We start from the raw sequence: 24,540 nt of genomic DNA, 5'->3' as shown, positions 1-24,540 counted from the left end.
ATGATGGTTGAGCGGGCCCTGTCGCGGGGCTCAGGAACCCTGACTGCTGCGGGAGGTCTGTGCTTGCATGTATTACGGTGAACGCTTCAACGCCTGGACCCACCTGGTCGGCGCGGTACTGGCCTGCATCGGCGCGAGCTGGCTGATCGTCGTGGCGGGCCTGCAGGGCGATCCCTGGAAGATCGTCAGTTTCTCCATCTACGGCTTCACCCTGCTGTTGCTCTACAGCATCTCCACCCTCTACCACAGCACCCGCGGGCGGGCGAAGCGGGTCATGCGCAAGCTCGACCACCTGTCGATCTACCTGTTGATTGCCGGCAGCTACACGCCGTTCTGCCTGGTCAGCCTGCGCGGCCCCTGGGGCTGGAGCCTGTTCGGGGTGGTCTGGGGGCTGGCGCTGGTCGGCATGTTGCAGGAGATCAAGCCGCGCTCCGAGGCACGGATCCTGTCGATCGTCATCTATGCGTTGATGGGCTGGATCGTGCTGGTGGCGGTGAAACCGCTGCTGCACAGCCTGGGTGCCGCGGGTTTCGCCTGGCTGGCGGCCGGCGGTGTGTTCTACACCGTCGGCATCATCTTCTTCGCTTTTGACAGCCGATTCCGCCACTGGCACGGCATCTGGCACCTGTTCGTGATTGCCGGCAGCCTGATGCACTTCGTCGCGGTGTTTTTCTACGTGCGTTAGAAATCGCCCCACAGTTGCTGTGCCACCGACAGGGCCACCACAGGCGCGGTTTCGGTGCGCAGCACGCGAGGGCCGAGGCGGGCGGCGTGGCAGCCGGCAGCCTTGGCCTGCTCGACTTCCGCTTCGCTCAGGCCGCCCTCGGGGCCGATCAGGAAGGCCAGCCTGGCCGGTTTGGCATGGCTGGTCAGTGGCTCGGCCACCGGGTGCAGCACCAGCTTGAGGTCGGCTTCGGTGCTTTTCAGCCACTCGGCCAGGGTCACGGGCGGGTGGATCACCGGCAAGGTCGAGCGCCCGCACTGCTCGCAGGCACTGACAGCCACCTGGCGCCAGTGGGCCAGGCGCTTGTCGGCGCGTTCGTCCTTCAGGCGTACTTCGCAGCGTTCGCTGACGATCGGGGTGATTTCGTTGGCCCCCAGCTCGGTGGCTTTCTGGATCGCCCAGTCCATGCGCTCGCCACGGGACAGGCCCTGGCCGAGGTGGATATGCAAAGGCGAATCGGCCTGGCCGGGAAGTGCCTGGTCGAGGCTGACGCGCACGGTTTTCTTGCCGACTTCGAGCAGTTGGCCGAGGTATTCCTGGCCGCTGCCGTCGAACAGCTGCACGGCGTCGCCAGGGGCCATGCGCAGCACGCGGCCAATGTAGTGGGCCTGGGCTTCGGGGAGCTCGTGCTCGCCAAGGCCCAGTGGGGCGTCGATGAAGAAGCGGGAGAGTCTCATGGGCTTGCTCTGGAAAAAGGCTGACGCAGATCCTGTAGGAGCGGACGAGCCGGCTCCTACAGGTTTCGGGTTGGTCTGGGGCTAGCCCGGATCGCGGAAATCCGGATGGAAGTCGGCCGGCACGGCAACGCTCACCTTGTCGCGGGTGGCGATATCGATCCCTTCGCTGGCCACCTCGGCCAGGAAGTCGATCTGTTCGGGTGTAATCACGTAAGGCGGCAGGAAATACACCACGCTGCCCAGCGGGCGCAACAGTGCGCCACGGCTCAGGGCGTGCTCGAAGACTTTCAGGCCGCGGCGCTCCTGCCAGGGGTAGGCAGCCTTGGTGGCCTTGTCCTGGACCATCTCGATGGCCAGAACCATGCCGGTCTGGCGGATCTCGGCGACGTGAGCATGGTCGGCCAGGTGCGCGGTGGCGCTGGCCATGCGCGCCGACAAGGCCTTGTTGGCCTCGATCACGTTGTCCTGCTCGAAGATGTCCAAAGTGGCCAGGGCCGCGGCGCAGGCCAGCGGATTGCCGGTGTAGCTGTGCGAGTGCAGGAAGGCGCGCAGGGTCGGGTAGTCGTCGTAGAACGCCTGGTAGACCTTGTCGGTGGTCAGGCAGGCGGCCAGCGGCAGGTAGCCGCCGGTCAGGGCCTTGGACAGGCATAGGAAGTCCGGGGTGATGCCGGCCTGCTCGCAGGCGAACATCGTGCCGGTGCGGCCGAAGCCGACGGCGATCTCATCGTGGATCAGGTGCACGTCGTAACGGTCGCAGGCCTCGCGCAGCAGCTTGAGGTACACCGGGTGATACATGCGCATGCCGCCGGCGCCCTGGATCAGCGGTTCGACGATCACCGCAGCGATGCTGGCGTGGTGTTCGGCCAGGGTCTGCTCCATGGCCGCGAACATGTTCCGCGAGTGCTCTTCCCAGCCCATGCCTTCCGGACGCAGGTAGCAGTCCGGGCTCGGCACCTTGATGGTGTCCAGCAGCAGCGCCTTGTAGGTTTCGGTGAACAGCGGCACGTCGCCCACCGACATCGCGGCGATGGTCTCGCCATGATAGCTGTTGGTCAGGGTGACGAAGCGCTTCTTCTGCGCTTTGCCGGTGTTCTGCCAGTAGTGGAAGCTCATCTTCAGCGCCACTTCGATGCACGATGAGCCATTGTCGCCATAGAACACCCGGTCCAGGCCGGCGGGGGTGATCGCTACCAGGCGTTCGGACAGCTCGATCACCGGCTGGTGGCTGAAACCGGCGAGGATCACATGTTCGAGCTGGTCGACCTGGTCCTTGATGCGCTGGTTGATGCGCGGGTTGGCATGGCCAAAAGCGTTGACCCACCATGAGCTGACGGCGTCCAGGTAGCGTTTGCCCTCGAAGTCCTCCAGCCACACGCCCTCGCCGCGCTTGATCGGGATCAGCGGCAGCTGTTCGTGGTCTTTCATCTGGGTGCAGGGGTGCCAAAGGACCTTCAGGTCGCGCTGCATCCACTGATCGTTGAGGCCCATGGGCACTTCTCCTGGCGTTACGGCTCGGTTTGACCGCGTAAGCCTAAGCAATGCCGGGGGGCAGGACAACCGCTCAATGTCGCCAGGCCGGGCGCCATTCCAGCTGGCGGATATGCACGGTGCACTGCGGCAGGGTGGACAGGGTCAGGCGGTCGAGCGGGCCGGGCACGTCGTGCCAGGAGGTGCCGTGGGTGCCGGGCCCGGGCGTGAACTCGGTGTAGTCCAGGTCGCGCAGGGTCAACCAGTAGGCGGTCGAGACGGCCGTGCCGAGCGTGGTGACATCCACTTCAAGCAGCAGGCAATCGACCGTCTGGCCGAAGATGAACTCGATATCGCACTGGCCATGGATGATCAATTCCGTGCCGATCCGCCCCTCGTCGGTCTGGTAACGCGCGCTGTAGACAATGCCATTGGACACGATGTTCAGGCCGGTGGGCGTGCGCCAGGAGCACTCGGGTAGGGGCGCGGAAGGCGTCCACCTGGCAAAATCTTCGGTGTAGATCACTGTTCTTCCCCGGCTCGATGCTTGAGTGCCAGCCAAGGCTGCACGCCCCGGCGACCCAACGCCACTGACAAAATTACCAGTTGCCAAAGGCACTTGATGTCACTGCGGTGGCAGGGTGGGCAGAGGTGACGTATTCTTAACGCATCTCTCCCGGGGCATTGCTCCCCGTCCCTTCTATCGCTTCTCTAACCGGAGTTCGCCATCATGGCTGCTGCTTGGGTGCGCCTGTGCGCGTTGGTATTGATCGGGGTGACCAGCGGCGTCGCGCTGGCCAAGGACAAGACGGCGATCGTCGTCGGTGGTGGCCTGGCGGGCCTGACCGCGGCCTACGAGCTGCAGAGCAAGGGCTGGCAGGTGACCCTGCTGGAAGCCAAGTCGGGCATGGGCGGGCGTTCGGGCCTGGCCACCAGCGAATGGGTCGGCAACAGCAAGACCCAGCCGGTGCTCAACCAGTATCTGGAGCAGTTCAAGGTCGCCACCCTGCCGGCCCCGGAGTTCGTGCGCAACCCCGGCTACCTGATCGACGGTGAATATTTCAGCGCCACCGATCTGGCGACCAAGCAGCCAGCCACTGCCGAGGCGCTCAAACGCTTCGAGAAAACCCTCGACGACCTGGCCCGTTCCATCGAAGACCCGCTCAATCCCGCGGCAAACAGCACCCTGTTCGCCCTCGACCAGATGAACGTGTCCACCTGGCTCGACAAGCTGCAGCTGCCAGCCACCGCCCGTCAGCTGGTCAACCAGCAGATCCGCACCCGCTATGACGAGCCGTCGCGCCTGTCGCTGCTGTACTTCGCCCAGCAAGGCCGGGTCTACCGCAATGTCAGCGACCGTGACCTGCGCGCCGCGCGCCTGCCCGGTGGCAGCCCGGTGTTGGCCCAGGCCTTCGTCAAGCAGCTGAAGACCATCAAGACCAGTTCGCCGGTTACCGCCATCGTTCAGGACAAAGACGGTGTGACCGTCAAGGTCGGCGGCGTCGGCTACCAGGCTGACTATCTGGTCATGGCCGTACCGCTGCGTGCACTGGCCAAGATCCAGATGACACCGGGCCTGGACGGGCAGCACCTGGCCGCCTTGAAGGGCACCAACTATGGCTGGCGCGACCAACTGATGCTCAAGTTCAAGAATCCGGTGTGGGAAAGCCGTGCACGCATGTCCGGGGAAATCTTCAGCAACACTGGCCTTGGCATGCTGTGGATCGAGCCGGCGCTCAAGGGCGGCGCCAACGTGGTGATCAACCTGTCCGGGGATAACGCCCGCTTGCTCCAGGCTTTTGGTGACAAGCAGATGGTCGACCAGGTACTGATCCGCCTGCACGCCTTCTACCCGCAGGCACGCGGCGCCTTCACCGGTTATGAAATCCGTCGCTACAGCACCGACGCCGGCATGGGCGGTGCGTACCTGGCCTACGGCCCGGGGCAGATCAGCAAATACTGGCGCCTGTGGGAGCGCCCGGTACAACGGATCGCCTTTGCCGGCGAACACACCGATGCGCTTTACCCAGGTACCCTCGAAGGGGCCCTGCGTAGCGGCCAGCGTGCCGCGGGGCAGGTCCAGGACCTGGCGGCGGGCAAGTCCTTCGACCCGGCCAAGGCTGCGTCGGTAGCCGCCGCAGCGGCTACTGGAGCGGCCGGCGTCGCGGCCGCGAAGGACAAGGGCGGCTTCTTCTCCAACCTGTTCGGCGGCGCTTCCGACAAGGCTCCGGCCAAGGCGGAGCCCGTGAAGGCCGAGCAGGCCAAGCCGGGCTTCTTCTCGCGTCTGTTTGGCGGTTCTGACAAGCCAGAGGCCAAGGCCGCGCCGATCGCCAAGGCCGAGGAGGTTGCGCCTGCACCGGCAGCCGCGCCGGTTGCGCCGACACCCGTTGCTAAGGAAGAGCCAGTGAAGCCGGCGGCCACCAAGCAGGCCCCCGCCAAGCCTGCGGCCAAGCAGGCCCACAAGCCTGCAGCCAAACCGGCGCCGGTGAAGAAGGCCACCGCCAAGTCGGAACCGGCCAAGAAGCCGGTGGTCAACAGCCAGGCCAAGGCCGGCTGATCTCGGTATAGCCGCCATCGCGGAGCCCTGTGTGAGCGGGCTTGCCCCGCGATGGCGTCGGATCTTCCAAACGTCTATCGTTAATGTTTCCTTAATAGGAAGCTTTCAGAATTAATATCTGGTTTTTCGATAATCAGAAGCTGCTTTTTACGCTTTTATTCGATGCATTACGCGTTAGTCTTGTGCACAGCTTTCACGGGGAAATACGCCAACATGCAACTGCGCAATTCATCTTATCGCTATGGCCTGATCAGCATCGTCCTGCACTGGGGGGTGGCGCTGGCGGTCTTCGGGCTGTTTGGCCTGGGCTTGTGGATGGTCGGCCTTGATTACTACGACCCATGGCGCAAGTCCGGTCCGGACCTGCACAAGAGCATCGGCCTGGTGTTGCTGGCACTGATGCTGTTGCGGGTAGTCTGGCGTTTCGTCAGCCCGCCGCCACCGGCACCGGCCAACCATGGCAAGGTCACCCGGCTGGCCGCCAAGCTGGGCCATCTGGCGCTGTACCTGGGCCTGTTCGCAGTGATGATAGCGGGCTATCTGATTTCCACCGCCGACGGCGTGGGTATTCCGGTGTTCGGCTTGTTCGACGTTCCCGCGCTGGTCAGCGACCTGCCTGACCAGGCTGACTTGGCGGGGGTGATCCACCTCTGGCTGGCCTGGGGCCTGGTGATTTTTGCCGTACTGCACGCATTGGCGGCATTGAAACATCATTTCATCGACCGTGACGCGACCCTGACCCGCATGCTGGGCCGCAAAGCTTGACTCTCAACCTCAATTGCAAAGGAAGGAAGTAAGGATGTTGAAAAAGACTTTTGCCGCTCTGGCGCTCGGTACCGCCCTGATCTCCGCCGGCCAGGCCATGGCCGCCGAGTACAAGATCGACAAGGAAGGCCAGCACGCGTTCGTCGACTGGAAGATCAGCCACCTGGGCTACAGCTTCATCCACGGCACCTTCAAGGACTTCGACGGCAACTTCACCTGGGACAGTGCGAAGCCCGAGGCCAGCAAGATCAGCGTAGACCTGAAGACTGCCAGCCTGTGGTCGAACCACGCCGAGCGTGACAAGCACATCGCCAGCAAGGACTTCCTGGATGTCAAAAAATATCCGGAAGCCAAGTTCGTCTCCACCAGCGTCAAGTCGACCGGTGACAAGACTGCCGATGTGACCGGCGACCTGACCCTGCACGGCGTGACCAAGCCCGTCACCTTCAAGGCCGTGTTCAATGGCGAGGGCAAGGACCCGTGGGGCGGCGAGCGCGCTGGCTTCAACGCCACCACCACGCTGAACCTGAACGACTTCGGCATCAAGGGCCCAGGTCCGACTTCGCAGACCCTGGACCTGGATATCAGCGTCGAAGGCGTGAAGCAGAAGTAATTCGCTTCGCCAGCAACGAAAACGCCGCCCAATGGGCGGCGTTTTCGTTGGCTTTGCATGGCCTCATCGCGGGGCAGGCCCCGCGATTGCGGGCTCAGCCCTTGCGGGTCAGCAGCGCCGGGCGCTCACCGCGTGGGCGGCTTGGCAGGTCGTCCAGTTGCTCGGGCGTCGGGTAACGGTCGAGTTTGGATTCCTTGCGGATGATCACTGGCGCGCTCTGCGACTCGCGCGGGTTGCGCACGGCCGGTTCCTGGCGGGACGAATCTTCACGGCGAGCACGGCCACCGTTGTTGTCGCGTCGGGCGCCACCATTGCTACCGCCGCCGTTGCGCGGGCGCTTTTCACCGGAGCCCTGGCCCTGGCGCTGCTGGCCATTGCCACGGCCCTGGCCTTGCCCCTGGCCGCCACCACTGCGCTGGCCTTGCCCTTGGGCTTGGCCCCCGTTGCCGCCCGGGCGACGATTGCGCCCCTGGTTCTTGGCGTTCTGGTAAGGGCTTACGTAGTCGGCGCGGTTGCCAAAGTTGTCGACGTCGTCGTCGAGGAACTCTTCAGGGTCGCGATTGGGGGCGGCGACAGGCACGGCTTTCTGGCCGTTGTTCTGCTGCTGGCGTGGCTTCTGGTCACGCGGCTTGCGCTGCTGGCCCTGCTGCTGTTTCTCGCCGGACTTGTCCTTTTCCGCGGACTTCTCGGACGAAGGCTTGTTGCGGCCTTTGTCCTTGCCTTTGTCCTTGCGCCCGCCACTGCCTTCCTTGCCGCCTTCGCCGCGAGGTTGCTGGTTGCGGCCACCGCGGCCATTGTTCGGCTGGCGCTCGCGCACTTCCGGCTTCTCGGCCTCGACCTGCGATGCGTCAAAGCCCATCAGGTCGCCATCCGGAATTTTCTGGCGGGTGACGCGCTCGATGCTCTTGAGCAGCTTTTCTTCATCCGGCGCGACCATCGAAATGGCTTCACCGGAGCGACCGGCACGGCCCGTACGGCCGATGCGGTGAACGTAGTCTTCCTCGACATTGGGCAGCTCGAAGTTGACCACGTGGGGCAACTGGTCGATGTCCAGGCCGCGGGCGGCGATGTCGGTGGCGACCAGCACGCGCACGGTGTTGGCCTTGAAGTCGGCCAGCGCCTTGGTGCGGGCGTTCTGGCTCTTGTTGCCGTGGATCGCCGCGGCGGTCAGGCCGTGCTTCTCGAGGTACTCGGCCAGGCGGTTGGCGCCGTGCTTGGTGCGGGTGAACACCAGCACCTGTTCCCAGGCGCCCAGGGTGATCAGGTGCGCCAGCAGGGCGCGCTTGTGGCTGGCCGGCAGGCGGTAGACCCGCTGCTCGATACGCTCGACGGTGGTGTTCGGCGGCGTGACCTCGATGCGCTCGGGGTTGTGCAGCAGCTTGTCGGCGAGGTCGGTGATGTCCTTGGAGAAGGTCGCCGAGAACAGCAGGTTCTGGCGCTTGGCCGGCAGGCGCGCCAGCACTTTCTTGACGTCGTGGATGAAGCCCATGTCGAGCATGCGGTCGGCTTCGTCCAGCACCAGGATCTCGACACGCGAGAGGTCGACGCTGCCTTGGCCGGCCAGGTCGAGCAGGCGGCCCGGGCAGGCGACCAGGACGTCGACGCCCTTGGCCATGGCCTGGACCTGCGGGTTCATGCCGACGCCACCGAAGATGCAGGCGCTGATGAAGTTGAGGTCGCGGGCGTAGACCTTGAAGCTGTCATGCACCTGCGCTGCCAGCTCGCGGGTGGGGGTCAGCACCAGCACGCGCGGTTGGCGCGGGCCATGGCGTTGCGATTTGTCGGGGTGGCCACCCGGGAACAGGCGCTCAAGAATAGGGAGCGCGAAGCCGCCGGTTTTACCAGTACCTGTCTGGGCGGCGACCATCAGGTCGCGACCTTGCAACACGGCGGGAATGGCCCGCTGTTGCACCGGAGTGGGCTGGGTATAGCCCGCTGCCTCGATAGCGCGGACAAGAGCCTCGGAGAGACCGAGGGAAGCAAAGGACATGGGCAATCCTGTTCTCGTGGGGGCTAGGCCCGATGGGGTGTTCTGCCTGGCGCGACGGGCATCGGAGGGATGCGATCGCGTCCGGTCCAGCTGGGCGTTCACTGCGCATCCTGAATGCCGGCGGGCGGGCACCAAAGGTGCGCGGCTGCGGGTCGAGATGCCTGTTGCGAGGCCGAGCGTCCGGGCGTGAGCCGGGCGGGAAGGCCCGAGTATAGCAGAGCAATCAGCGTGTGCCGCGTTCCTGCTGCTCAACGGCGAAAGGAAAATCCTTATTGCCGAGGTAGCGGGCACTGATCGCCGCATAGGCGGGCTCCTGTTTGAAGCGCCGCAACTCGTCGCTGAAGGCCTGCGCCAACGCCTCGCGGCCGGGCTTGCGGGCCAGCCCCAGGTACTGCGGGCGGCTGCTGACCACCAGGGGCAGCTCTTCAACGGTCTGCTCCAGGCCCAGCCGATGGCTCACATAGCGGCCGACTTGGCGGTCGGTCACCAGCAGGTCGATGCGCCCTAGCGCCAGCTTGCCGAAATTGGCCTCGTGGCTGGGCGCGGGCTCGCGGCGGAACAGCGGTGACTCGGCGAAGGTGCCATCGTAGACATAGCCCGGCGAGGTGCCGATGGTCAGCCCGGCCAGGTCCTCGACGCGCTCGACCGGGTGTGGGCGTGAACGCGCTTGGTAGAGGACGAACTCGACCTCGGACATCGGTTCGTCCGGGTAGACCAGGTAGCCCTGGCGCGAGTCGACCTGGAAAATATCCATCACGGCGTCCGCCAGGCCCTGCTCGACCATGGCCAGGCAGCGCTTCCAGGGCAGGAACTGCCACTGCACCTGGACACCGAGGCGTTTGAACACCTCGTTGGTGATCTCGTAGTCGATGCCTTTGGCCTGGCCGTTCTCCTGATAGAGGTAGGGGGCCCAGTCGTCGCTGACGATGCGCAGGCTTTCGGCATGGGCCATCGGGCTCAGGCCGGCGAGCAGCAACAGCAGGAGAGGGAGGATGAGCGTGCGCATGGCGTGAGAGTACGCTGCAAGCCCGGGCAAGACCAGTGAACGCTGGCCGCAGGCGCGTGCGGCGCGAGCGCGAACGAACAAAGCTTTGACCTGCGCCAAAGCCTTGTTCGCGACCATCAGCGTGGCAGCTTCAGGTTGTTCCAGATCGCCAGGCTCGGCTCGGCCTGGTTGAGGGTATAGAAGTGCAGGCCCGGTGCGCCGCCTTGCAGCAGTTGTTCGCACATGCGGGTGATCACTTCCTCGCCGAATGCCTGGATGCTGGCGGTGTCGTCGGCATAGGCTTCCAGCTGCTTGCGGATCCAGCGTGGGATCTCGGCGCCGCAGGCGTCGGAGAAACGCGCCAGCTTGCTGTAGTTGGTGATCGGCATGATGCCGGGCACCACCGGGATCTCGACGCCCAGCTTCTGCGCGCGCTCGACGAAATAAAAGTAGCTGTCGGCGTTGAAGAAATACTGGGTGATGGCGCTGTCGGCACCGGCCTTGACCTTGTGCACGAAGTTGGCCAGGTCGCTCTCGAAATTGCGCGCCTGCGGGTGCATCTCCGGGTAGGCGGCCACTTCCAGGTGGAAGTGGTTGCCGGTTTCCTGGCGGATGAATTCGACCAGGTCGCTGGCGTAGCGCAGTTCGCCGCTGGCCATGCCCATGCCCGACGGCAGGTCGCCACGCAGGGCGACGATGCGCTTGATGCCGGCGGCCTGGTACTCGGCCAGCAGGGCGCGCAGGTCGTCCTTGCTGTCGCCCACGCAGGACAGGTGCGGGGCGGCGGGGACTTTCACCTCATTTTCCAGCTGCAGCACGGTGTTGAGCGTGCGGTCGCGGGTCGAGCCACCGGCACCATAGGTGCAGGAGAAGAAGTCCGGGTTGTAGCTGGCCAGCTGGCGGGCAACGCCCATCAGCTTTTCGTGACCGGCATCGGTCTTGGTGGGGAAGAACTCGAAACTGTAGCGGCGTTCTTGTGACATCTCTGGTTCCTTCGGCAGTGAGCCTGGGCTGCTGCCTGCAAATAAAAGCCAGGACGGTGGGGGCCGGCCTGGCTCGGACATCGGTTCGAAACGTTGCCTGCCAGTGCCGGGCAAGGATACCTGGCACTGGCAACCAGCCGCTTAGTAGCGGTAAGCGTCCGGCTTGAACGGGCCTTCGACGGTCACACCGATGTATTCGGCCTGCTGCGGGGTCAGCTGGGTGACCACGCCGCCGAAGCCGCGGACCATTTCCAGGGCCACTTCTTCGTCGAGTTTCTTCGGCAGCACTTCCACGGTCAGGCGCTCGGCCTTCTTCGCGGCAGGCAGCGCGGCGAACTTCTGCTCGAACAGGAAGATCTGCGCCAGGACCTGGTTGGCGAACGAACCGTCCATGATGCGGCTCGGGTGGCCGGTGGCGTTGCCCAGGTTTACCAGGCGGCCTTCGGCCAGCAGGATCAGGTAGTCGTCGTTCTGCGGGTCGAACACGCCGGCGCCGGTGCGGTGGATCTTGTGCACCTGTGGCTTGACCTCTTCCCATGCCCAGTTCTTGCGCATGAAGGCGGTGTCGATCTCGTTGTCGAAGTGGCCGATGTTGCAGACCACGGCGCGCTTTTTCAGGGCCTTGAGCATGTTGGCGTCGCAGACGTTGACGTTACCGGTGGTGGTGACGATCAGGTCGATGCGGCCGAGCAGGTCCTTGTTGATGCCGGCTTCGGTACCGGTGTTGATGCCGTCCTTGAACGGCGAGACGACTTCGAAGCCGTCCATGCAGGCTTGCATGGCGCAGATCGGGTCGACTTCGGTGACCTTGACGATCATGCCTTCCTGGCGCAGGGACTGGGCCGAGCCCTTGCCCACGTCGCCGTAGCCGATCACCAGGGCCTGCTTGCCCGACAGCAGGTGGTCGGTGCCGCGCTTGATGGCGTCGTTGAGGCTGTGGCGGCAGCCGTATTTGTTGTCGTTCTTGCTCTTGGTGACCGAGTCGTTGACGTTGATCGCCGGGACTTTCAGCTCGCCTTTGGCCAGCATGTCCAGCAGGCGGTGCACGCCGGTGGTGGTCTCTTCGGTCACGCCGTGGATCTTGTCCAGCATGGCCGGGTATTTCTTGTGCAGGATCTCGGTCAGGTCACCGCCGTCGTCCAGCACCATGTTGGCGTCCCATGGCTGGCCATCCTTGAGGATGGTCTGCTCGATGCACCACTCGTACTCTTGCTCGGTCTCGCCTTTCCAGGCGAACACCGGGATGCCGGCGGCAGCGATGGCGGCGGCGGCCTGGTCCTGGGTGGAGAAGATGTTGCACGACGACCAGCGCACTTCGGCACCCAGGGCGACCAGGGTCTCGATCAGCACGGCAGTCTGGATGGTCATGTGGATGCAGCCGATGATCTTCGCGCCCTTGAGCGGTTGCTCGGCTTGATACTTGCGGCGCAGGCCCATCAGCGCGGGCATTTCCGATTCGGCGATGATGACTTCCTTGCGGCCCCAGTCGGCCAGGGAGATGTCGGCGACCTTGAAGTCGGAAAAACCTGCAGGCGTGTTTACAGCGCTCATTGAGAGCCTCCATTCGTAGTGTGCGAATGGGCGCCGTTGTGCGTTGAGCGTCCGCTTGCGCGGACAACGCCCCAACCGAGCCTGACAGGCCAAGCCTGCTGCAGCGCCCCTCGGATGGGTGGCGGGATGGCCACCACTGTGGGGGGCCATGTGAAACGGCAAGATTATAGCCGCGGGCGTGTTACACACCCAAGACTTTCTGTCGATTAATCGAGACGATAGTCGATGTTCAATGGAGCGTGACCGAGCGGTCTGCCATCATTAGCGCATGTCAGCAAGCAGGTCAGGAGTACAGATGAACTTTCACACCCGCAAATGGGTAAAACCCGAAGACCTCAATCCCAACGGCACCCTGTTCGGCGGCAGCCTGCTGCGCTGGATCGACGAGGAGGCGGCGATCTACGCCATCGTCCAGCTGGGTAACCAGCGCGTGGTGACCAAGTACATTTCCGAGATCAACTTCGTCAGTGCCTCGCGTCAGGGCGACATCATCGAGCTGGGCATCACCGCCACCGAATTCGGCCGCACCTCGATCACCCTCAAGTGCGAAGTACGCAACAAGATCACCCGCAAGGCGATCCTGACCGTCGACAAGATGGTGTTCGTCAACCTGGGTGAGGATGGCCTGCCGGCCGCCCACGGGCGCACCGAGATCAAGTACATCCAGGACCAGTTCCCGGACAGCGCGGTGGAATAGACCCGTTTGCTCAAGCGTGGGAGCGGGCTTGCCCCGCAATGGCGCCGGCAGGATCAACATCTATGCCTGTGCAGACGATATCGCGGGGCTAGTCCGCCTCTACGTTGTTACTCGGGTTGTGTGCTGACCTTGCGCACCACCTTGCCGACCGTCAGGCCCTGAATCAGGATCGACGACAGCACCACGATGTAAGTGATCGACAGCAGCAGGTCACGCTCGGCGCCCTGCGGCAGCGACAGCGCCAGGGCGACCGACACGCCACCGCGCAGGCCGCCCCAGGTCAGCACGCGGATGGTGCCCTGCGGCACGCTGCGCCAGCGGCGCAACAGCACGATCGCCGGCGCCACGGTCAGCAGCCGCGAAGCCAGCACCGCCACCGCCAGCACGCCACCGGCCGCCAGGTGCAGCCAGTTGAACGGCAGCAGCAACAGCTCCAGGCCAATCAGCGCGAACAGCAAGGCATTGAGCATGTCGTCGATCAGTTCCCAGAAGCCGTCCATGTAGCGGCGGGTCATGTCGTTCATCGCCAGGTTGCGTCCCAGGTTGCCGATGATCAGTCCGGCTACCACCATGGCGATCGGCGCCGACACGTGCAGCTCGTAGCACATGGCCGAGCCGCCGATCACCAGCGCCAGGGTCAGCATCACTTCCACCTGGTATTGTTCGACGCTCTTGATCATGCGGTAGGTGGCATAGCCGATCAGGCCGCCGAAGGCTATGCCACCCAGGGCCTCGCGGGCGAACAGGATGGCGGTGTCGGCGACGCTCGGCGTCTCGCCCAGCTGGATGATGCCCAGCAGCACGGTGAACACCACGACCGCCGTGCCGTCATTGAACAGCGACTCACCGACGATGGTGGTCTTCAGCGGTTTGGAGGCGTTGGCGGTACGCAGTGCGCCGAGCACGGCGATTGGGTCGGTCGGCGAGATCAGCGCGCCGAACAGCAGGCAGTAGATCAACGGCACGTTCCAGCCAAACAGGGCGAACACCCAGTGCGCCAGGTAACCGATCACCACGGTGGCGATGAGTACGCCAAGGGTGGCCAGCAGGCCGATCGGCCAGCGGTAGCTGCGCAGGTCGGCGAGGTTGACGTGCAAGGCGCCAGCGAACAGCAGGAACGACAGCATCCAGTGCATCAGCAGGTCGTTGAAGTCGATCTGGTTCATCAGGCCTTCGACGCGTTCTTCCAGGCCAGGGAAGCCGATCAGGCTCAGGCCCTGCAGCATCAGGGAGAACAGCAATGCGGTGACCATCACGCCGATGGCCGGCGGCAGGCCGATGAAGCGGTAGTTCACATAAGTGAGGAGGGTGGTGAGGCAGATAAACGCGGCAACTAATTCAAGCATCCCGAATCCTGTGTAAGTGGCTTCCAAGTCATTACCCGAATGGCTCGGGCAGTTCTTTGATGACCTGGCGCGGCGTTCGGGACACACCTTATGACCGGATTTCTCCAGTTGGTTCCTGTCAGGCGAAGGCGCGGGAGCGGGCTTGCCCTGCGATGAGGCCATAACTAGCCAGGCGCTATATAGTGGTCCCCACCAAACGACGACAAGGATTCCAAGGCGTGCTGGCAACTTCCCTCGTACTGGTCGCAGCCCTGCTCCATGCCACCTGGAACACCCTGATCAAGTTCAGCGCCGAGCGGCTGCTGGTGATCGCCAGCATGGACGTGGTGGCACTGAGTTTCGCCATACTGGCGGTAGCCTTCGTAGATTTCCCGCCCGCCGAGATCTGGCCCTGGCTGCTGGCCTCGGCGCTGGCCGAGCAGCTGTACCGCTTTCTGCTGATCCAGGCCTATCGGGTCGGTGACCTGGGGCTGGTCTATCCGTTGATGCGTGGCCTGTCGCCATTGGTGGTGCTGGGCCTGACCCTGGCCTTTGCCGGCGAATCGTTGAGCCAGCAGCAGATCATCGGCATCTTGCTGATCCCCTGTGGCATGGCGTGCTTGCTTTGGCAGGGTGGCGGCGGCGACCGCCTGCCCTGGTCGATGCTGCCGGTGGTGGCACTGATAGGCCTGTGCATCGGCTGCTACACCTGGTTCGACGGTCAGGCCGTACGCCTGTGGGGCAAGCCCTGGGACTACCTGGTATGGCTGACCTTGCTCAGTGCCTGGCCGTTCCCGTTGCTGGCCATGGTGGCCCGACGAGGGCCGTTCATGCTGTTCTGGCGCACCCAATGGAAGCTGGGCCTGGCGGTCGGGTTCTGCGTATTGTTCAGCTACGCTCTGGTGCTCTGGGCCATGCACCTGGGCTCGGTGGCCGAAGCGGCAGCGTTGCGCGAGTTGAGCGTGATCCTCGTGGTGCTGTTGGGCATGCGCTACCTCAAAGAACCTTTTGGCGGGCCAAGACTCCTAGCTTGCGGGCTGGTACTGGCCGGCATGCTGGTGATGAAGCTCTGAAGCGAACCTCTATGAACAAGGAGTCCTGTAGATGACCGTAGCCCTGTGGTGCATTCTCGTCGCGCTGGTCCTGCCGCCGCTGTGTGCACTGATCGCCAAACTCAGCAGCGGGTATTTCGGCCTGCGTGCCAATCACGATCCTCGTGCGTTCCTGGACAAGCTCGAAGGGCTGCCACGGCGAGCCCATGCCGCCCAGTTGAACGGCTACGAGGCGTTTCCCGCGTTTGCCGCGGCGGTGCTGGTGGCCGATATCGTCGGCAATGCCGAACAAGTGACCCAAGATGTGCTGGGGGTGATGTACATCACCAGCCGGTTGCTCTACATCATTTGCTACCTGGCGGACTGGGCAGTGTTGCGTTCGCTGGTATGGTTCGTCGGGATGGCGCTGATCGTGTCGTTCTTTGTCGTTTCGATCTGACTGCATCGCGGGGCAAGCTCGCCCCCGCAGTGGGAGCGGGTATGCCCCGCGATAGCGCCCTTCAGGGGACCTTCGGTACTTCGGGCAAAGGCTGACCCTTAGGCCACAACATCCATATCTGCCCCTGTTGTTTCATGTTGCCTGCCAGTTCACCGGCCTCAGGACCGGTGCCCCAGAACAGGTCCGCACGCACTTCACCGGTAATCGCCCCACCCGTGTCTTGAGCTCCCACGGGGCGCACCACCGGGCTGCCGTCGGGGCGGGTGGTGGACAGCCACAGCAGGCTGCCCAGCGGGATCACCTTGCGGTCGATGGCCACGCTGTAGCCAGCGGTCAGCGGCACGTTGAGCGAGCCGCGCGGACCTTCGTTGCTATCCGGCCGGGTGCTGAAGAACACGTAGCTCGGGTTGCTGGCCAGCAACTCGCGGACCCGCTGCGGGTTGGCCTGGGCCCAGGCGTGGATGCTGCCCATGGTCACCTGTTCCTTGGGCAGTTGGCCCTGGTCCACCAGCCAGCGGCCAATCGGCCGATAGGGGTGGCCGTTCTGGTCGGCATACCCCAGGCGCAGCTGGCGGCCACCTTCCAGCTGGATGCGACCGGAACCCTGGATCTGCAGGAACTGCAAGTCCATCGGGTCGGTCAGCCAGGCCAGTACCGGCGCCTTGGCACCGTCGCGGTTGATCACTTCGGCAGTGTCATAGGGCTTGAGCACGCGGCCATCGAGGCGCCCGCGCAGGCGCTTGCCCTTGAGTTCGGGATACACACTGGCCAGATCGACCACGATCATGTCCTCGGGTACGCCGTACACCGGTACATGCGCGGCTTCGGTGCGTTCCAGGCTGCCGGGGTAGACCGGCTCGTAGTACCCGGTTATCAGGCCATTGGCGCTGTTCTGCGCCGAGCGCAGCCCATACACCTGGAGATTCTGCTCGAGGAAGGTGCGTACCTGGTCAGCGCTCGCCGTGGCTGAACCGGCTGCCTCGCAGGTAGCGGCCCACACCGGATCGCGCTTGAGTTTCTCGCAACCGTTGCGCCAGGCATAGAAGCCGGCCAGCAGGTCGTCGTCGCTGACCTGGGGCAGGTCCTTCCAGGTGGCTGGTACATAAGTGGCGATGGCATGAGGCGCGGGCTTGGCGCTTTCGCCGCCGTTGCAGCCGGCCAGGAGCGCCAGGGCGGGCAGGGCCCAGGCGAGATGGCGCAATGCAGATTTCATCGGGTGGGTCCTGTGCTGGGCGAAACATGAACATTCGCCCTTGTTTTCTGTGTGGCTATTGGTCTTTGCCCGGCAGGCGGCGATACTGGCGACCCGTTTGCCTGGCCAAAGAGACCGTGATGTTCAAGCGATTGACCGTAGTACTGCTCGCCGCCCTCGCCCTGACCGCCTGTGACGGCGTCGACCCCAACTCGCCGCTGGGCCAGCGCAAGGCAATCTTCAAGCAGATGCTCAAGACCAGTGAAGACATGGGTGGCATGCTGCGCGGGCGGTTGCCCTTCGATGACGTGAAGTTCGCCGAGGGCGCGGTGAAGCTGGATACCTTGGCCCATGAGCCGTGGCAGCACTTCCCGCAGGTGCGCGACGAGGGTGACAGCAGCGCACGGGCGGATGTCTGGGAGCGCCAGGCGCGGTTCCAGGACCTGGCCCGGCAGTTGGAGGGCGTTACCGGCGACCTGGTGACGGTGACCCGCAACCCGCCGCTGGACGCAGCGCAGATGAAGGCCCCGATGGACAGGGTCGAGGCGGCGTGCAAGGCCTGTCATAGCGAGTTTCGTAATCACTGAGCCGTGGGAGGCTGTTGTGGGAGCGGGTTCGTTCCCACATCAAGGGCTGTTAAAAAGTCAGCGCTCAAGCTCGTCCACGGCTTCCTGCAGCTCTTTCTTCGCCTCGGCCAGCTTGTCCTTGCGCTTGTTGATCTTTTCCGCGTCACCTTTCTTCATGGCTTTGTCCAGGTCCTTGGTGCGCTGGTTCACTTCGTGGCGGGCATCGAGCACTTTCTGCTCGCGCTCTTTGCGCAGCCCGGCTTCGGTGCAGTTGTCCACGCCACGCAGCGCCTCTTCGAGCCCGGCAGCCTGGTTGCTGTTGCCATGGTCACGGGCAATCTTCAGCTGGTTCTCGATGGCGCTGCGCTTGGCGGCGCAGCCGGTCAGGCCTGCATCCGGCTGGGCGGCTTGCGCGGCGCCGGTTGCCAGGCCAAGGGTTGCCAGCAGGAAAAGAGCGGTGAAACGTGTCATGAAAAGCCTCCTGAGCGGGGCGGAGCAGCAAAAGTTGGTGGAATCCTGCCTTGGTTTGCCGGATTTAGGAACCCTTGGTGGGTCTTTAAACGGCAAACTCGGAGTTGACCTACACTCGTCATTGTTCGGCGGAGTCGTTCGCGAGCTGGAAACCGGCGATACGATACCCGCCCAGTTGCTCGGCAAGGGCTTGAACATCTTCTGTTGCAAAAAATACCTCGAGTTGTTTCGATCTTGCGCCACCGACGCCCGGCAAGGCTTGCCATGCGTCAGCCGATCGCGTTGCGAGCGTCGACCAGTCGGCCTCCAGGGGCATCCCCTGAGGCAAGGGCGCGCCTAGCGCGTTCAACCATTGGAGGAAGGGGCGCAAGCGCGCCGCGCTAAAACTGTCATGAAGCTGTCGGGCCCTGGCATCGCCGAGACCCGGCACGGCCGCCAGGACTTGGGTATCGAGCTCCAGCCAATCCACGAGGGTGGTCACAAGGCCGACATCCACCAGTCGGCGCCAGGTGCCCGGCCCGATCCCTGGCAGGGCCAGCCCCTGCTTGCCGCTCAACCAGGTCAATCGGGCGATGAATTGCTCTTCGCAGCCAGCACCAGCCTGCCAGCAGGTGTGGGCGTCATACTGCCCGGCAGTCGGTGAGGTGACGGGCTGTCGCACGACCGTGCGATGTACCACGTCGTCAAACCGCGGAATGGTGAGGCCGGCAAGGCTGATAGCCACCTGGTCGCCCGGGCGTATATCGAGTTTCTGCCAGCGTGCCAGGGACCCAAGGCTGACCTGCGAAACCCGACGGTCGTCCAGTTCGACAGGCGCCAGGTGCAGGATGGGGGTTACCTTGCCGGTGCGGCCAATGCGAAAGCGCACTTCGCGCACTTCGGCCAGGGCTTGGGAGAAGGGGTATTTCCAGGCTGCAATCCAGTAAGGGGCCTTGGCCTGCCAGCGCTCGGCGGGCGGGCGGCTGCCCTGGCGCAGGATCACGCCATCGGTGGCGAAGGGCAGGGCGGCGCGATACCAGTGCAGGCGCATCTCGGCGGCCTGCTCCGGGCTGGCGATGGGGATGCTGTAGCGCTGGCTGTCGGCAAAGCCCATGGCGGCCAGTAGCTCGAGGCGCTCCGCCTGGGTTTGCGGCCCGTGTGGCCAGTCCCAGACGAACAGGCCGATGCTCGCGCCGAGGGCGGTGTCCAGCTGCTTGCGTGCCATTAGCCCGGCCACGCTGCCGCGAGCGTTAAGGCTACCTGCCTGAGCCTGCACATGGCCCTCCAGGCGTTTGTAAAGTTCCCCTTGCAGCACCAGGTCCACAGGTTGCGGCAGCTGTCGGGTGATGGCGCCGAGCGAAGGAATATGCCGGCTCCAGTCATGGCCCTGGACGCCATCGCCGCGGCTGAGCAGCCGGACCAGCCGGCCCTGCTGGTAGATCAGGGAAACCGCGACACCATCGACCTTGGGCTGTATCCAGACATCGCGCTTGCCCGCCAGCCAGCGGCGCATGGCCTGTTCGTCGGGCAGCTTGTCGACGCCGGTGTGCGCGACCGGGTGGGGCATAGGGCCACGTGCGCCGGCCAGCGGGTCGGGCGCCGCGTCTGGCAGGTTGAAGCACCGCTGCAGTCGCAGCAGGCGCTGGCGGCTCTGGTCATAGAGTTCGTCCGCCACCAATGACTTGCCTTGACGATGGTAGTGATCGTCCCAGCGGGCCAGGGTCTCGCCCAGTCGGACCATTTCGGCATTCGCCTGTGATGGGCCCCAATCCGGACACTGGCCGGCCTGTGCGCTGGTGAAGAGAGTCGACAGCAGCATGAGTATCGGCAGTAGCGGCATGGCCGGCATCCTTGCGAGGCGGTAAGGAGTCCTCAGCCTAGGTGCCAGTTGCTTGGTGCGACGTGCCGCATTGTCAGGCGATATGTCACGAAAAAGCCCCTGCCGATCGCTCGGCAGGGGCTTTCTTTTACTGCTGTAGGAGGCTTACAGGCCAGCGGCGTCGCGCAGGGCGGCGGCGCGGTCGGTGCGCTCCCAGGTGAAGGTGGTGAAGGTGTCATCACCCACGGTCTTCTGCTGCGGGGTACGGCCGAAGTGACCGTAGGCAGCGGTTTCCTGGTACATCGGGTGCAGCAGGTCGAGCATGGTGGTGATGGCGTACGGACGCAGGTCGAAGCACTCGCGCACCAGCTGCACGATCTTCTCGTCCGAGACCTTGCCGGTGCCGAAGGTGTTGATCGAGATGGAGGTCGGCTGGGCCACGCCGATGGCGTAGGACACCTGGATCTCGCAACGCTCGGCCAGGCCCGCGGCGACGATGTTCTTGGCCACGTAGCGGCCGGCGTAGGCAGCGGAACGGTCGACCTTGGACGGGTCCTTGCCGGAGAACGCGCCACCACCGTGGCGAGCCATGCCACCGTAGGAGTCGACGATGATCTTGCGGCCGGTCAGGCCGCAGTCGCCCACCGGGCCACCGATGATGAAGTTGCCGGTCGGGTTGATGTGGTACTGGGTACCCTTGTGCAGCAACTCGGCAGGCAGGGTGTGCTTGACGATCAACTCCATCACCGCTTCCTGCAGGTCTTTCTGCGAGACCTCGGGGTTGTGCTGGGTCGACAGCACGACCGCGTCGATGCCGACGACCTTGCCGTTTTCATAGCGGCAGGTGACCTGGGACTTGGCGTCCGGGCGCAGCCAAGGCAGCAGCTTGGACTTGCGCGCCTCGGCCTGGCGCTCGACCAGGCGGTGCGAGAAGCAGATCGGGGCCGGCATCAGCACGTCGGTCTCGTTGCTGGCGTAGCCGAACATCAGGCCCTGGTCGCCGGCGCCCTGGTCTTCCGGGCGGGAGCGGTCGACGCCCTGGGCGATGTCCACCGACTGCTTGCCGATGATGTTCATCACGGCGCAGGTGGCGCCGTCGAAGCCGACGTCGGAGCTGTTGTAGCCGATGTCGATGATCACGTTACGCACCAGGTCTTCCAGATCGACCCAGGCCGAAGTGGTGACTTCGCCGGCGATGATGGCGACACCGGTCTTGACCAGGGTCTCGCAGGCTACGCGGGCGTACTTGTCCTGGGCGATGATGGCGTCCAGCACCGCGTCGGAGATCTGGTCGGCGATCTTGTCCGGATGCCCTTCGGACACGGACTCGGAGGTGAAAAGGGAGTATTCGCTCATCTCGATGGGTTCCTGAAATTTACCGATGTTGTATGTCGCCAGTGGCCCGCTGGAAATGCCGGACCTGGATCTGAAAACCGTTACGCAAGCCCACGTAGAGGCTGTCCCCGGGGGCCAGCCCTGCCGCGTCGGCCCAACGGGCCAGGTCGTCCTGCTCGAAGCCAAGCCACAGGTCGCCGCAAGCTTCGCGCGCCCACCCCTGGTCATGGCTGCACAGCTCGGTGACCAGCAGGCTGCCGCCCGCCTTCACCCGTTTGGCCAGCAGGCGCAAGGCCTGGGCCGGGTCGCTGAAATGGTGCAGGACCATGTTCAGCACAACGCAGTCGGCTTCCACATCCGTTGCACCCAGTGCATCGGCCAACTGCAGGTTTACGTTATTCAGTGCATTGCGCTCGCAGACCTGGCGCGCCAGTTCGAGCATGGTCGGGCTGTTGTCCATGGCCGTGACCTGGTCGAAGCGGCGAGCCAGGTCGGGCAGGAATCCGCCGTCGCCAGGCCCCACTTCCAGGGCGCTGGCGCCGACGCCGAAGCTGAGCTTGTCGAGCAGCGCCAGCAGGCTTTCGCGGTACTGCGGCAAGCCGGCGATCAGGTCCTGCTGGGCGCGGAACTTCTCTTCGACGCGCTGGAAAAAGTCCTGGCTGGTGGCGGCGCGGCGCTGTTGCACCAGGGCGATACGCGCCTGTACGTCCACGGGCAGCGCGAGGTCGTCGGCTTCCTCGAGCAGTGCCGTATGCAGGCGGCCACCCAGGCGCTGACTGTCGGGCAGGGCACGGCGGTAGAAGATCGCATTGCCTTCGCGACGGGTCGCCACCAGGTCGGCCTGGGCCAGTACCTTGAGGTGGTGGCTCATGCCCGACTGGCCGATGTCGAAGATCTGCGCCAGCTCCAGCACGCCGAACGAGTCGTTGGCCAATGCGCGCAGCACGTTCAGGCGCAGCGGGTCGCCGCCGGCCTTGCACAGGGCGGCCAGCTCGTCGCTGTGTTGCGGGGTGATGGGCGCATTGAGGTTCATGGGGCGGGAGTCTAGTCAGGGGAGGCTGTGGTCGCAATAGCAATATCAAAAAGTTTTGATATTGCTGGATGGGTGGTGGTTGCGCAGGCGCATTTTTCTTGAAAAGCAGGCCAAACACAGGAAAAAAGCCCGACTGCGACCATACGTCATTGCCCCCGGCCCCCCCTGTGGGCGAAAATGGTCGTCTTTTTTCGCTTCACCACCCTTTCAAGCCCCAGGAGACTCAGCGATGCCCAGCCGTCGTGAACGTGCCAACGCCATTCGTGCCCTCAGCATGGATGCCGTGCAAAAGGCCAACAGCGGCCACCCAGGTGCCCCCATGGGTATGGCGGATATCGCCGAAGTGCTTTGGCGCGACTACCTGAAGCACAACCCGAGCAACCCCAGCTTCGCCGACCGTGACCGCTTCGTGCTGTCCAACGGTCATGGTTCGATGCTCATCTATTCGCTGCTGCACCTGACCGGCTACGACGTCACCATCGACGACCTCAAGGCCTTCCGTCAGCTGCACAGCCGCACCCCGGGCCACCCGGAGTACGGCTACACCCCTGGCGTGGAGACCACCACCGGCCCTCTGGGCCAGGGTCTGGCCAACGCCGTGGGCTTCGCCCTGGCGGAAAAGGTGCTGGGCGCCCAGTTCAACCGTGAAGGCCACAACATCGTCGACCACAACACCTACGTGTTCCTCGGCGACGGCTGCATGATGGAAGGCATTTCCCATGAAGTCGCCTCGCTGGCCGGCACCCTGGGCCTGAACAAACTGATCGCCTTCTACGACGACAACGGCATTTCCATCGACGGCGAAGTGCACGGCTGGTTCACCGACAACACCCCGGCGCGCTTCGAAGCCTACAACTGGCAGGTCATCCGCAACGTCAACGGTCACGACGCCGACGAGATCAAGATGGCCATCGACACCGCTCGCAAGAGCGACCGTCCGACTCTGATCTGCTGCAAGACCATCATCGGCTTCGGCTCGCCGAACAAGCAGGGCAAGGAAGACTGCCACGGCGCACCGCTGGGCAACGACGAAATCGCCCTGGCCCGCAAGGAACTGAACTGGAACCACGGTCCGTTCGAGATCCCGGCCGACATTTATGCCGAGTGGGACGCCAAAGCCGCTGGCGCCAAGGCCGAAGCTGCCTGGAACGAGCGTTTCGACGCCTACGCCAAGGCTTACCCGGAACTGGCTGCCGAGTTCAAGCGCCGTGACGCAGGTGAGCTGCCGGCCGACTTCTCCGAGAAGGCCCAGGCCTACATCAACGAAGTCGCCGCCAAGGGCGAAACCATCGCCAGCCGCAAGGCCAGCCAGAACACCCTCAACGCCTTCGGCCCTCTGCTGCCGGAGTTCCTCGGTGGTTCGGCGGACCTGGCCGGCTCCAACCTGACCCTGTGGAAAGGTTGCAAGGGTGTCGAGGCCAATGACGCCAGCGGCAACTATGTGTTCTACGGCGTGCGCGAATTCGGCATGACCGCCATCATGAACGGCGTCGCCCTGCACGGCGGCCTGGTGCCTTATGGCGCGACCTTCCTGATGTTCATGGAATATGCCCGCAACGCCGTGCGCATGTCGGCGCTGATGAAGCAGCGCGTGATCCACGTCTATACCCATGATTCCATCGGCCTGGGCGAAGACGGCCCGACCCACCAGCCGATCGAGCAACTGACCAGCCTGCGTAGCACGCCGAACCTGGACACCTGGCGCCCGGCCGATGCGGTCGAGTCCGCCGTGTCCTGGAAAGCCGCCCTGGAGCGCAAGGACGGCCCTTCGGCGCTGATCTTCTCGCGCCAGAACCTGCAACATCAGGATCGCAATGCTCAGCAGATCGCCGATATCGCCCGTGGCGGTTACGTGCTCAAGGACTGCGCCGGCGAGCCCGAACTGATCCTGATCGCCACCGGTTCCGAAGTGGGCCTGGCCGTCCAGGCGTTCGACAAGCTGAGCGCCGAGGGCCGCAAGGTCCGCGTCGTGTCGATGCCGAGCACCAGCGTGTTCGATGCCCAGGACGCAGCCTACAAGCAGTCGGTCCTGCCACTGGAAGTCAGCGCGCGCATCGCCATCGAAGCTGCCCATGCCGACTTCTGGTACAAGTACGTCGGCCTCGAAGGTCGCGTCATCGGCATGACCACCTACGGCGAGTCGGCGCCGGCCTCCGCGTTGTTCGAGGAGTTCGGCTTCACCCTGGACAACATCCTGGGCACCGCTGAAGAGCTGCTGGAAGACTGATGCACCCGGGAGGCTCCATGCCTCCCGTCTGATCGCGGGGCAAGCCCGCTCCCACAAGGCATCCCGGTGCCTTGTGGGAGCGGGCTTGCCCCG

Annotated in this window: 22 protein-coding genes and 1 riboswitch; of the genes, 9 read left to right on the top strand and 13 right to left on the bottom strand. The window is 64.3% G+C overall.

Features of this window, described 5'->3' with window-relative positions; translation table 11 throughout:
• The first annotated feature begins 67 nt into the window (after positions 1–67).
• A complete protein-coding gene (trhA, locus tag ACZ9C1_RS16320) occupies positions 68–685 on the top strand; it encodes a PAQR family membrane homeostasis protein TrhA (RefSeq protein WP_102682230.1) in 618 nt (205 codons plus the stop codon).
• Here the strand turns inward: trhA and ACZ9C1_RS16315 are convergent.
• The 3 genes from ACZ9C1_RS16315 to ACZ9C1_RS16305 form a co-directional block, all read right to left on the bottom strand.
• The gene (locus ACZ9C1_RS16315; RefSeq protein WP_110702109.1) at positions 682–1,401 is read right to left on the bottom strand and encodes a 16S rRNA (uracil(1498)-N(3))-methyltransferase; all 720 of its coding nucleotides are present in this window, start codon (positions 1,399–1,401) and stop codon (positions 682–684) included. The genes trhA and ACZ9C1_RS16315 overlap by 4 nt on opposite strands.
• An 81-nt stretch (positions 1,402–1,482) precedes the next feature.
• Positions 1,483–2,889, bottom strand: a complete 1,407-nt coding sequence (locus ACZ9C1_RS16310; protein ID WP_102682228.1) for an adenosylmethionine--8-amino-7-oxononanoate transaminase — start codon at positions 2,887–2,889, stop codon at positions 1,483–1,485.
• Between the two features lie 73 nt (positions 2,890–2,962).
• The gene (locus ACZ9C1_RS16305; protein WP_110702107.1) at positions 2,963–3,394 is read right to left on the bottom strand and encodes a hypothetical protein; all 432 of its coding nucleotides are present in this window, start codon (positions 3,392–3,394) and stop codon (positions 2,963–2,965) included.
• Positions 3,395–3,598: 204 nt separating this feature from the next.
• Here ACZ9C1_RS16305 and ACZ9C1_RS16300 point away from each other — a divergent pair, with 204 nt between their 5' ends.
• The 3 genes from ACZ9C1_RS16300 to ACZ9C1_RS16290 all read left to right on the top strand — a co-directional run bounded on the left by ACZ9C1_RS16300 (position 3,599) and on the right by ACZ9C1_RS16290 (position 6,803).
• Positions 3,599–5,425 (top strand): flavin monoamine oxidase family protein, encoded by a 1,827-nt coding sequence (locus ACZ9C1_RS16300; RefSeq protein ID WP_258599738.1) that lies wholly within the window; start codon positions 3,599–3,601, stop codon positions 5,423–5,425.
• 213 nt (positions 5,426–5,638) lie between these two features.
• Positions 5,639–6,190 carry a cytochrome b gene (locus ACZ9C1_RS16295; RefSeq protein WP_111532545.1) on the top strand — a complete coding sequence of 184 codons (552 nt, stop codon included), beginning with the start codon at positions 5,639–5,641 and terminating at the stop codon, positions 6,188–6,190.
• A gap of 34 nt (positions 6,191–6,224) precedes the next feature.
• The gene (locus tag ACZ9C1_RS16290) at positions 6,225–6,803 is read left to right on the top strand and encodes a YceI family protein (RefSeq protein ID WP_023629958.1); all 579 of its coding nucleotides are present in this window, start codon (positions 6,225–6,227) and stop codon (positions 6,801–6,803) included.
• A 94-nt stretch (positions 6,804–6,897) separates the two neighbouring features.
• Here the strand turns inward: ACZ9C1_RS16290 and ACZ9C1_RS16285 are convergent, their stop codons facing one another.
• The 4 genes from ACZ9C1_RS16285 to ahcY all read right to left on the bottom strand — a co-directional run bounded on the left by ACZ9C1_RS16285 (position 6,898) and on the right by ahcY (position 12,312).
• A complete protein-coding gene (locus ACZ9C1_RS16285) occupies positions 6,898–8,793 on the bottom strand; it encodes an RNA helicase RhlE2 (protein ID WP_214500901.1) in 1,896 nt (631 codons plus the stop codon).
• 223 nt (positions 8,794–9,016) lie between these two features.
• The gene (locus ACZ9C1_RS16280) at positions 9,017–9,799 is read right to left on the bottom strand and encodes a substrate-binding periplasmic protein (RefSeq protein ID WP_277502205.1); all 783 of its coding nucleotides are present in this window, start codon (positions 9,797–9,799) and stop codon (positions 9,017–9,019) included.
• A gap of 116 nt (positions 9,800–9,915) precedes the next feature.
• Complete coding sequence (metF, locus tag ACZ9C1_RS16275; protein WP_046853938.1) at positions 9,916–10,761, bottom strand: methylenetetrahydrofolate reductase [NAD(P)H]; 846 nt, start codon at positions 10,759–10,761, stop codon at positions 9,916–9,918.
• A gap of 141 nt (positions 10,762–10,902) precedes the next feature.
• Positions 10,903–12,312, bottom strand: a complete 1,410-nt coding sequence (gene ahcY / locus ACZ9C1_RS16270) for an adenosylhomocysteinase (protein ID WP_046853939.1) — start codon at positions 12,310–12,312, stop codon at positions 10,903–10,905.
• Between the two features lie 21 nt (positions 12,313–12,333).
• A riboswitch (S-adenosyl-L-homocysteine riboswitch) is annotated at positions 12,334–12,430 on the bottom strand.
• Between the two features lie 177 nt (positions 12,431–12,607).
• Between ahcY and ACZ9C1_RS16265 the strand changes: the two genes are divergently transcribed.
• On the top strand, positions 12,608–13,009 hold the full coding sequence (locus tag ACZ9C1_RS16265) for an acyl-CoA thioesterase (RefSeq protein WP_003257757.1): 402 nt from the start codon (positions 12,608–12,610) through the stop codon (positions 13,007–13,009).
• A gap of 107 nt (positions 13,010–13,116) precedes the next feature.
• Here ACZ9C1_RS16265 and ACZ9C1_RS16260 read toward each other — a convergent pair whose 3' ends face one another.
• A complete protein-coding gene (locus ACZ9C1_RS16260) occupies positions 13,117–14,355 on the bottom strand; it encodes a cation:proton antiporter (protein WP_102682224.1) in 1,239 nt (412 codons plus the stop codon).
• A 218-nt stretch (positions 14,356–14,573) separates the two neighbouring features.
• Between ACZ9C1_RS16260 and ACZ9C1_RS16255 the strand changes: the two genes are divergently transcribed.
• Both ACZ9C1_RS16255 and ACZ9C1_RS16250 read left to right on the top strand, forming a co-directional pair.
• Positions 14,574–15,407: an EamA family transporter gene (locus ACZ9C1_RS16255; RefSeq protein ID WP_102682223.1), complete on the top strand. Its 834-nt coding sequence runs from the start codon at positions 14,574–14,576 to the stop codon at positions 15,405–15,407.
• 31 nt (positions 15,408–15,438) lie between these two features.
• A complete protein-coding gene (locus ACZ9C1_RS16250) occupies positions 15,439–15,825 on the top strand; it encodes an MAPEG family protein (RefSeq protein ID WP_046853941.1) in 387 nt (128 codons plus the stop codon).
• A 61-nt stretch (positions 15,826–15,886) separates the two neighbouring features.
• Here the strand turns inward: ACZ9C1_RS16250 and mltA are convergent, their stop codons facing one another.
• Positions 15,887–17,038 carry a murein transglycosylase A gene (mltA, locus tag ACZ9C1_RS16245; protein WP_476254175.1) on the bottom strand — a complete coding sequence of 384 codons (1,152 nt, stop codon included), beginning with the start codon at positions 17,036–17,038 and terminating at the stop codon, positions 15,887–15,889.
• A gap of 119 nt (positions 17,039–17,157) precedes the next feature.
• On the opposite strand from mltA, the gene ACZ9C1_RS16240 reads away from it, so the two are divergent.
• A complete protein-coding gene (locus tag ACZ9C1_RS16240; protein WP_277502203.1) occupies positions 17,158–17,604 on the top strand; it encodes a c-type cytochrome in 447 nt (148 codons plus the stop codon).
• A 57-nt stretch (positions 17,605–17,661) separates the two neighbouring features.
• Here the strand turns inward: ACZ9C1_RS16240 and ACZ9C1_RS16235 are convergent, their stop codons facing one another.
• From ACZ9C1_RS16235 to ACZ9C1_RS16220, 4 genes are all read right to left on the bottom strand, one after another.
• Positions 17,662–18,054 (bottom strand): DUF1090 domain-containing protein, encoded by a 393-nt coding sequence (locus ACZ9C1_RS16235; protein WP_102682220.1) that lies wholly within the window; start codon positions 18,052–18,054, stop codon positions 17,662–17,664.
• 118 nt (positions 18,055–18,172) lie between these two features.
• Positions 18,173–19,873, bottom strand: coding sequence for an NAD-dependent DNA ligase LigB (ligB, locus tag ACZ9C1_RS16230; RefSeq protein ID WP_476254174.1), 1,701 nt, complete (start codon positions 19,871–19,873; stop codon positions 18,173–18,175).
• A gap of 144 nt (positions 19,874–20,017) precedes the next feature.
• Positions 20,018–21,208 (bottom strand): methionine adenosyltransferase, encoded by a 1,191-nt coding sequence (gene metK / locus ACZ9C1_RS16225; protein WP_038706913.1) that lies wholly within the window; start codon positions 21,206–21,208, stop codon positions 20,018–20,020.
• 19 nt (positions 21,209–21,227) lie between these two features.
• Entirely contained in the window at positions 21,228–22,220 is a 993-nt protein-coding gene (locus ACZ9C1_RS16220; protein ID WP_139673972.1) for an ArsR/SmtB family transcription factor, read from the bottom strand.
• A 229-nt stretch (positions 22,221–22,449) separates the two neighbouring features.
• On the opposite strand from ACZ9C1_RS16220, the gene tkt reads away from it, so the two are divergent.
• On the top strand, positions 22,450–24,447 hold the full coding sequence (gene tkt, locus ACZ9C1_RS16215) for a transketolase (protein ID WP_102682217.1): 1,998 nt from the start codon (positions 22,450–22,452) through the stop codon (positions 24,445–24,447).
• Positions 24,448–24,540 lie beyond the last annotated feature (93 nt).

This window comes from Pseudomonas sp. TE21435 (assembly GCF_056279265.1).
The sequence above is the reverse complement of the archived record's forward strand: the minus strand, read 5'-3'. Positions and strand labels throughout refer to the sequence as shown.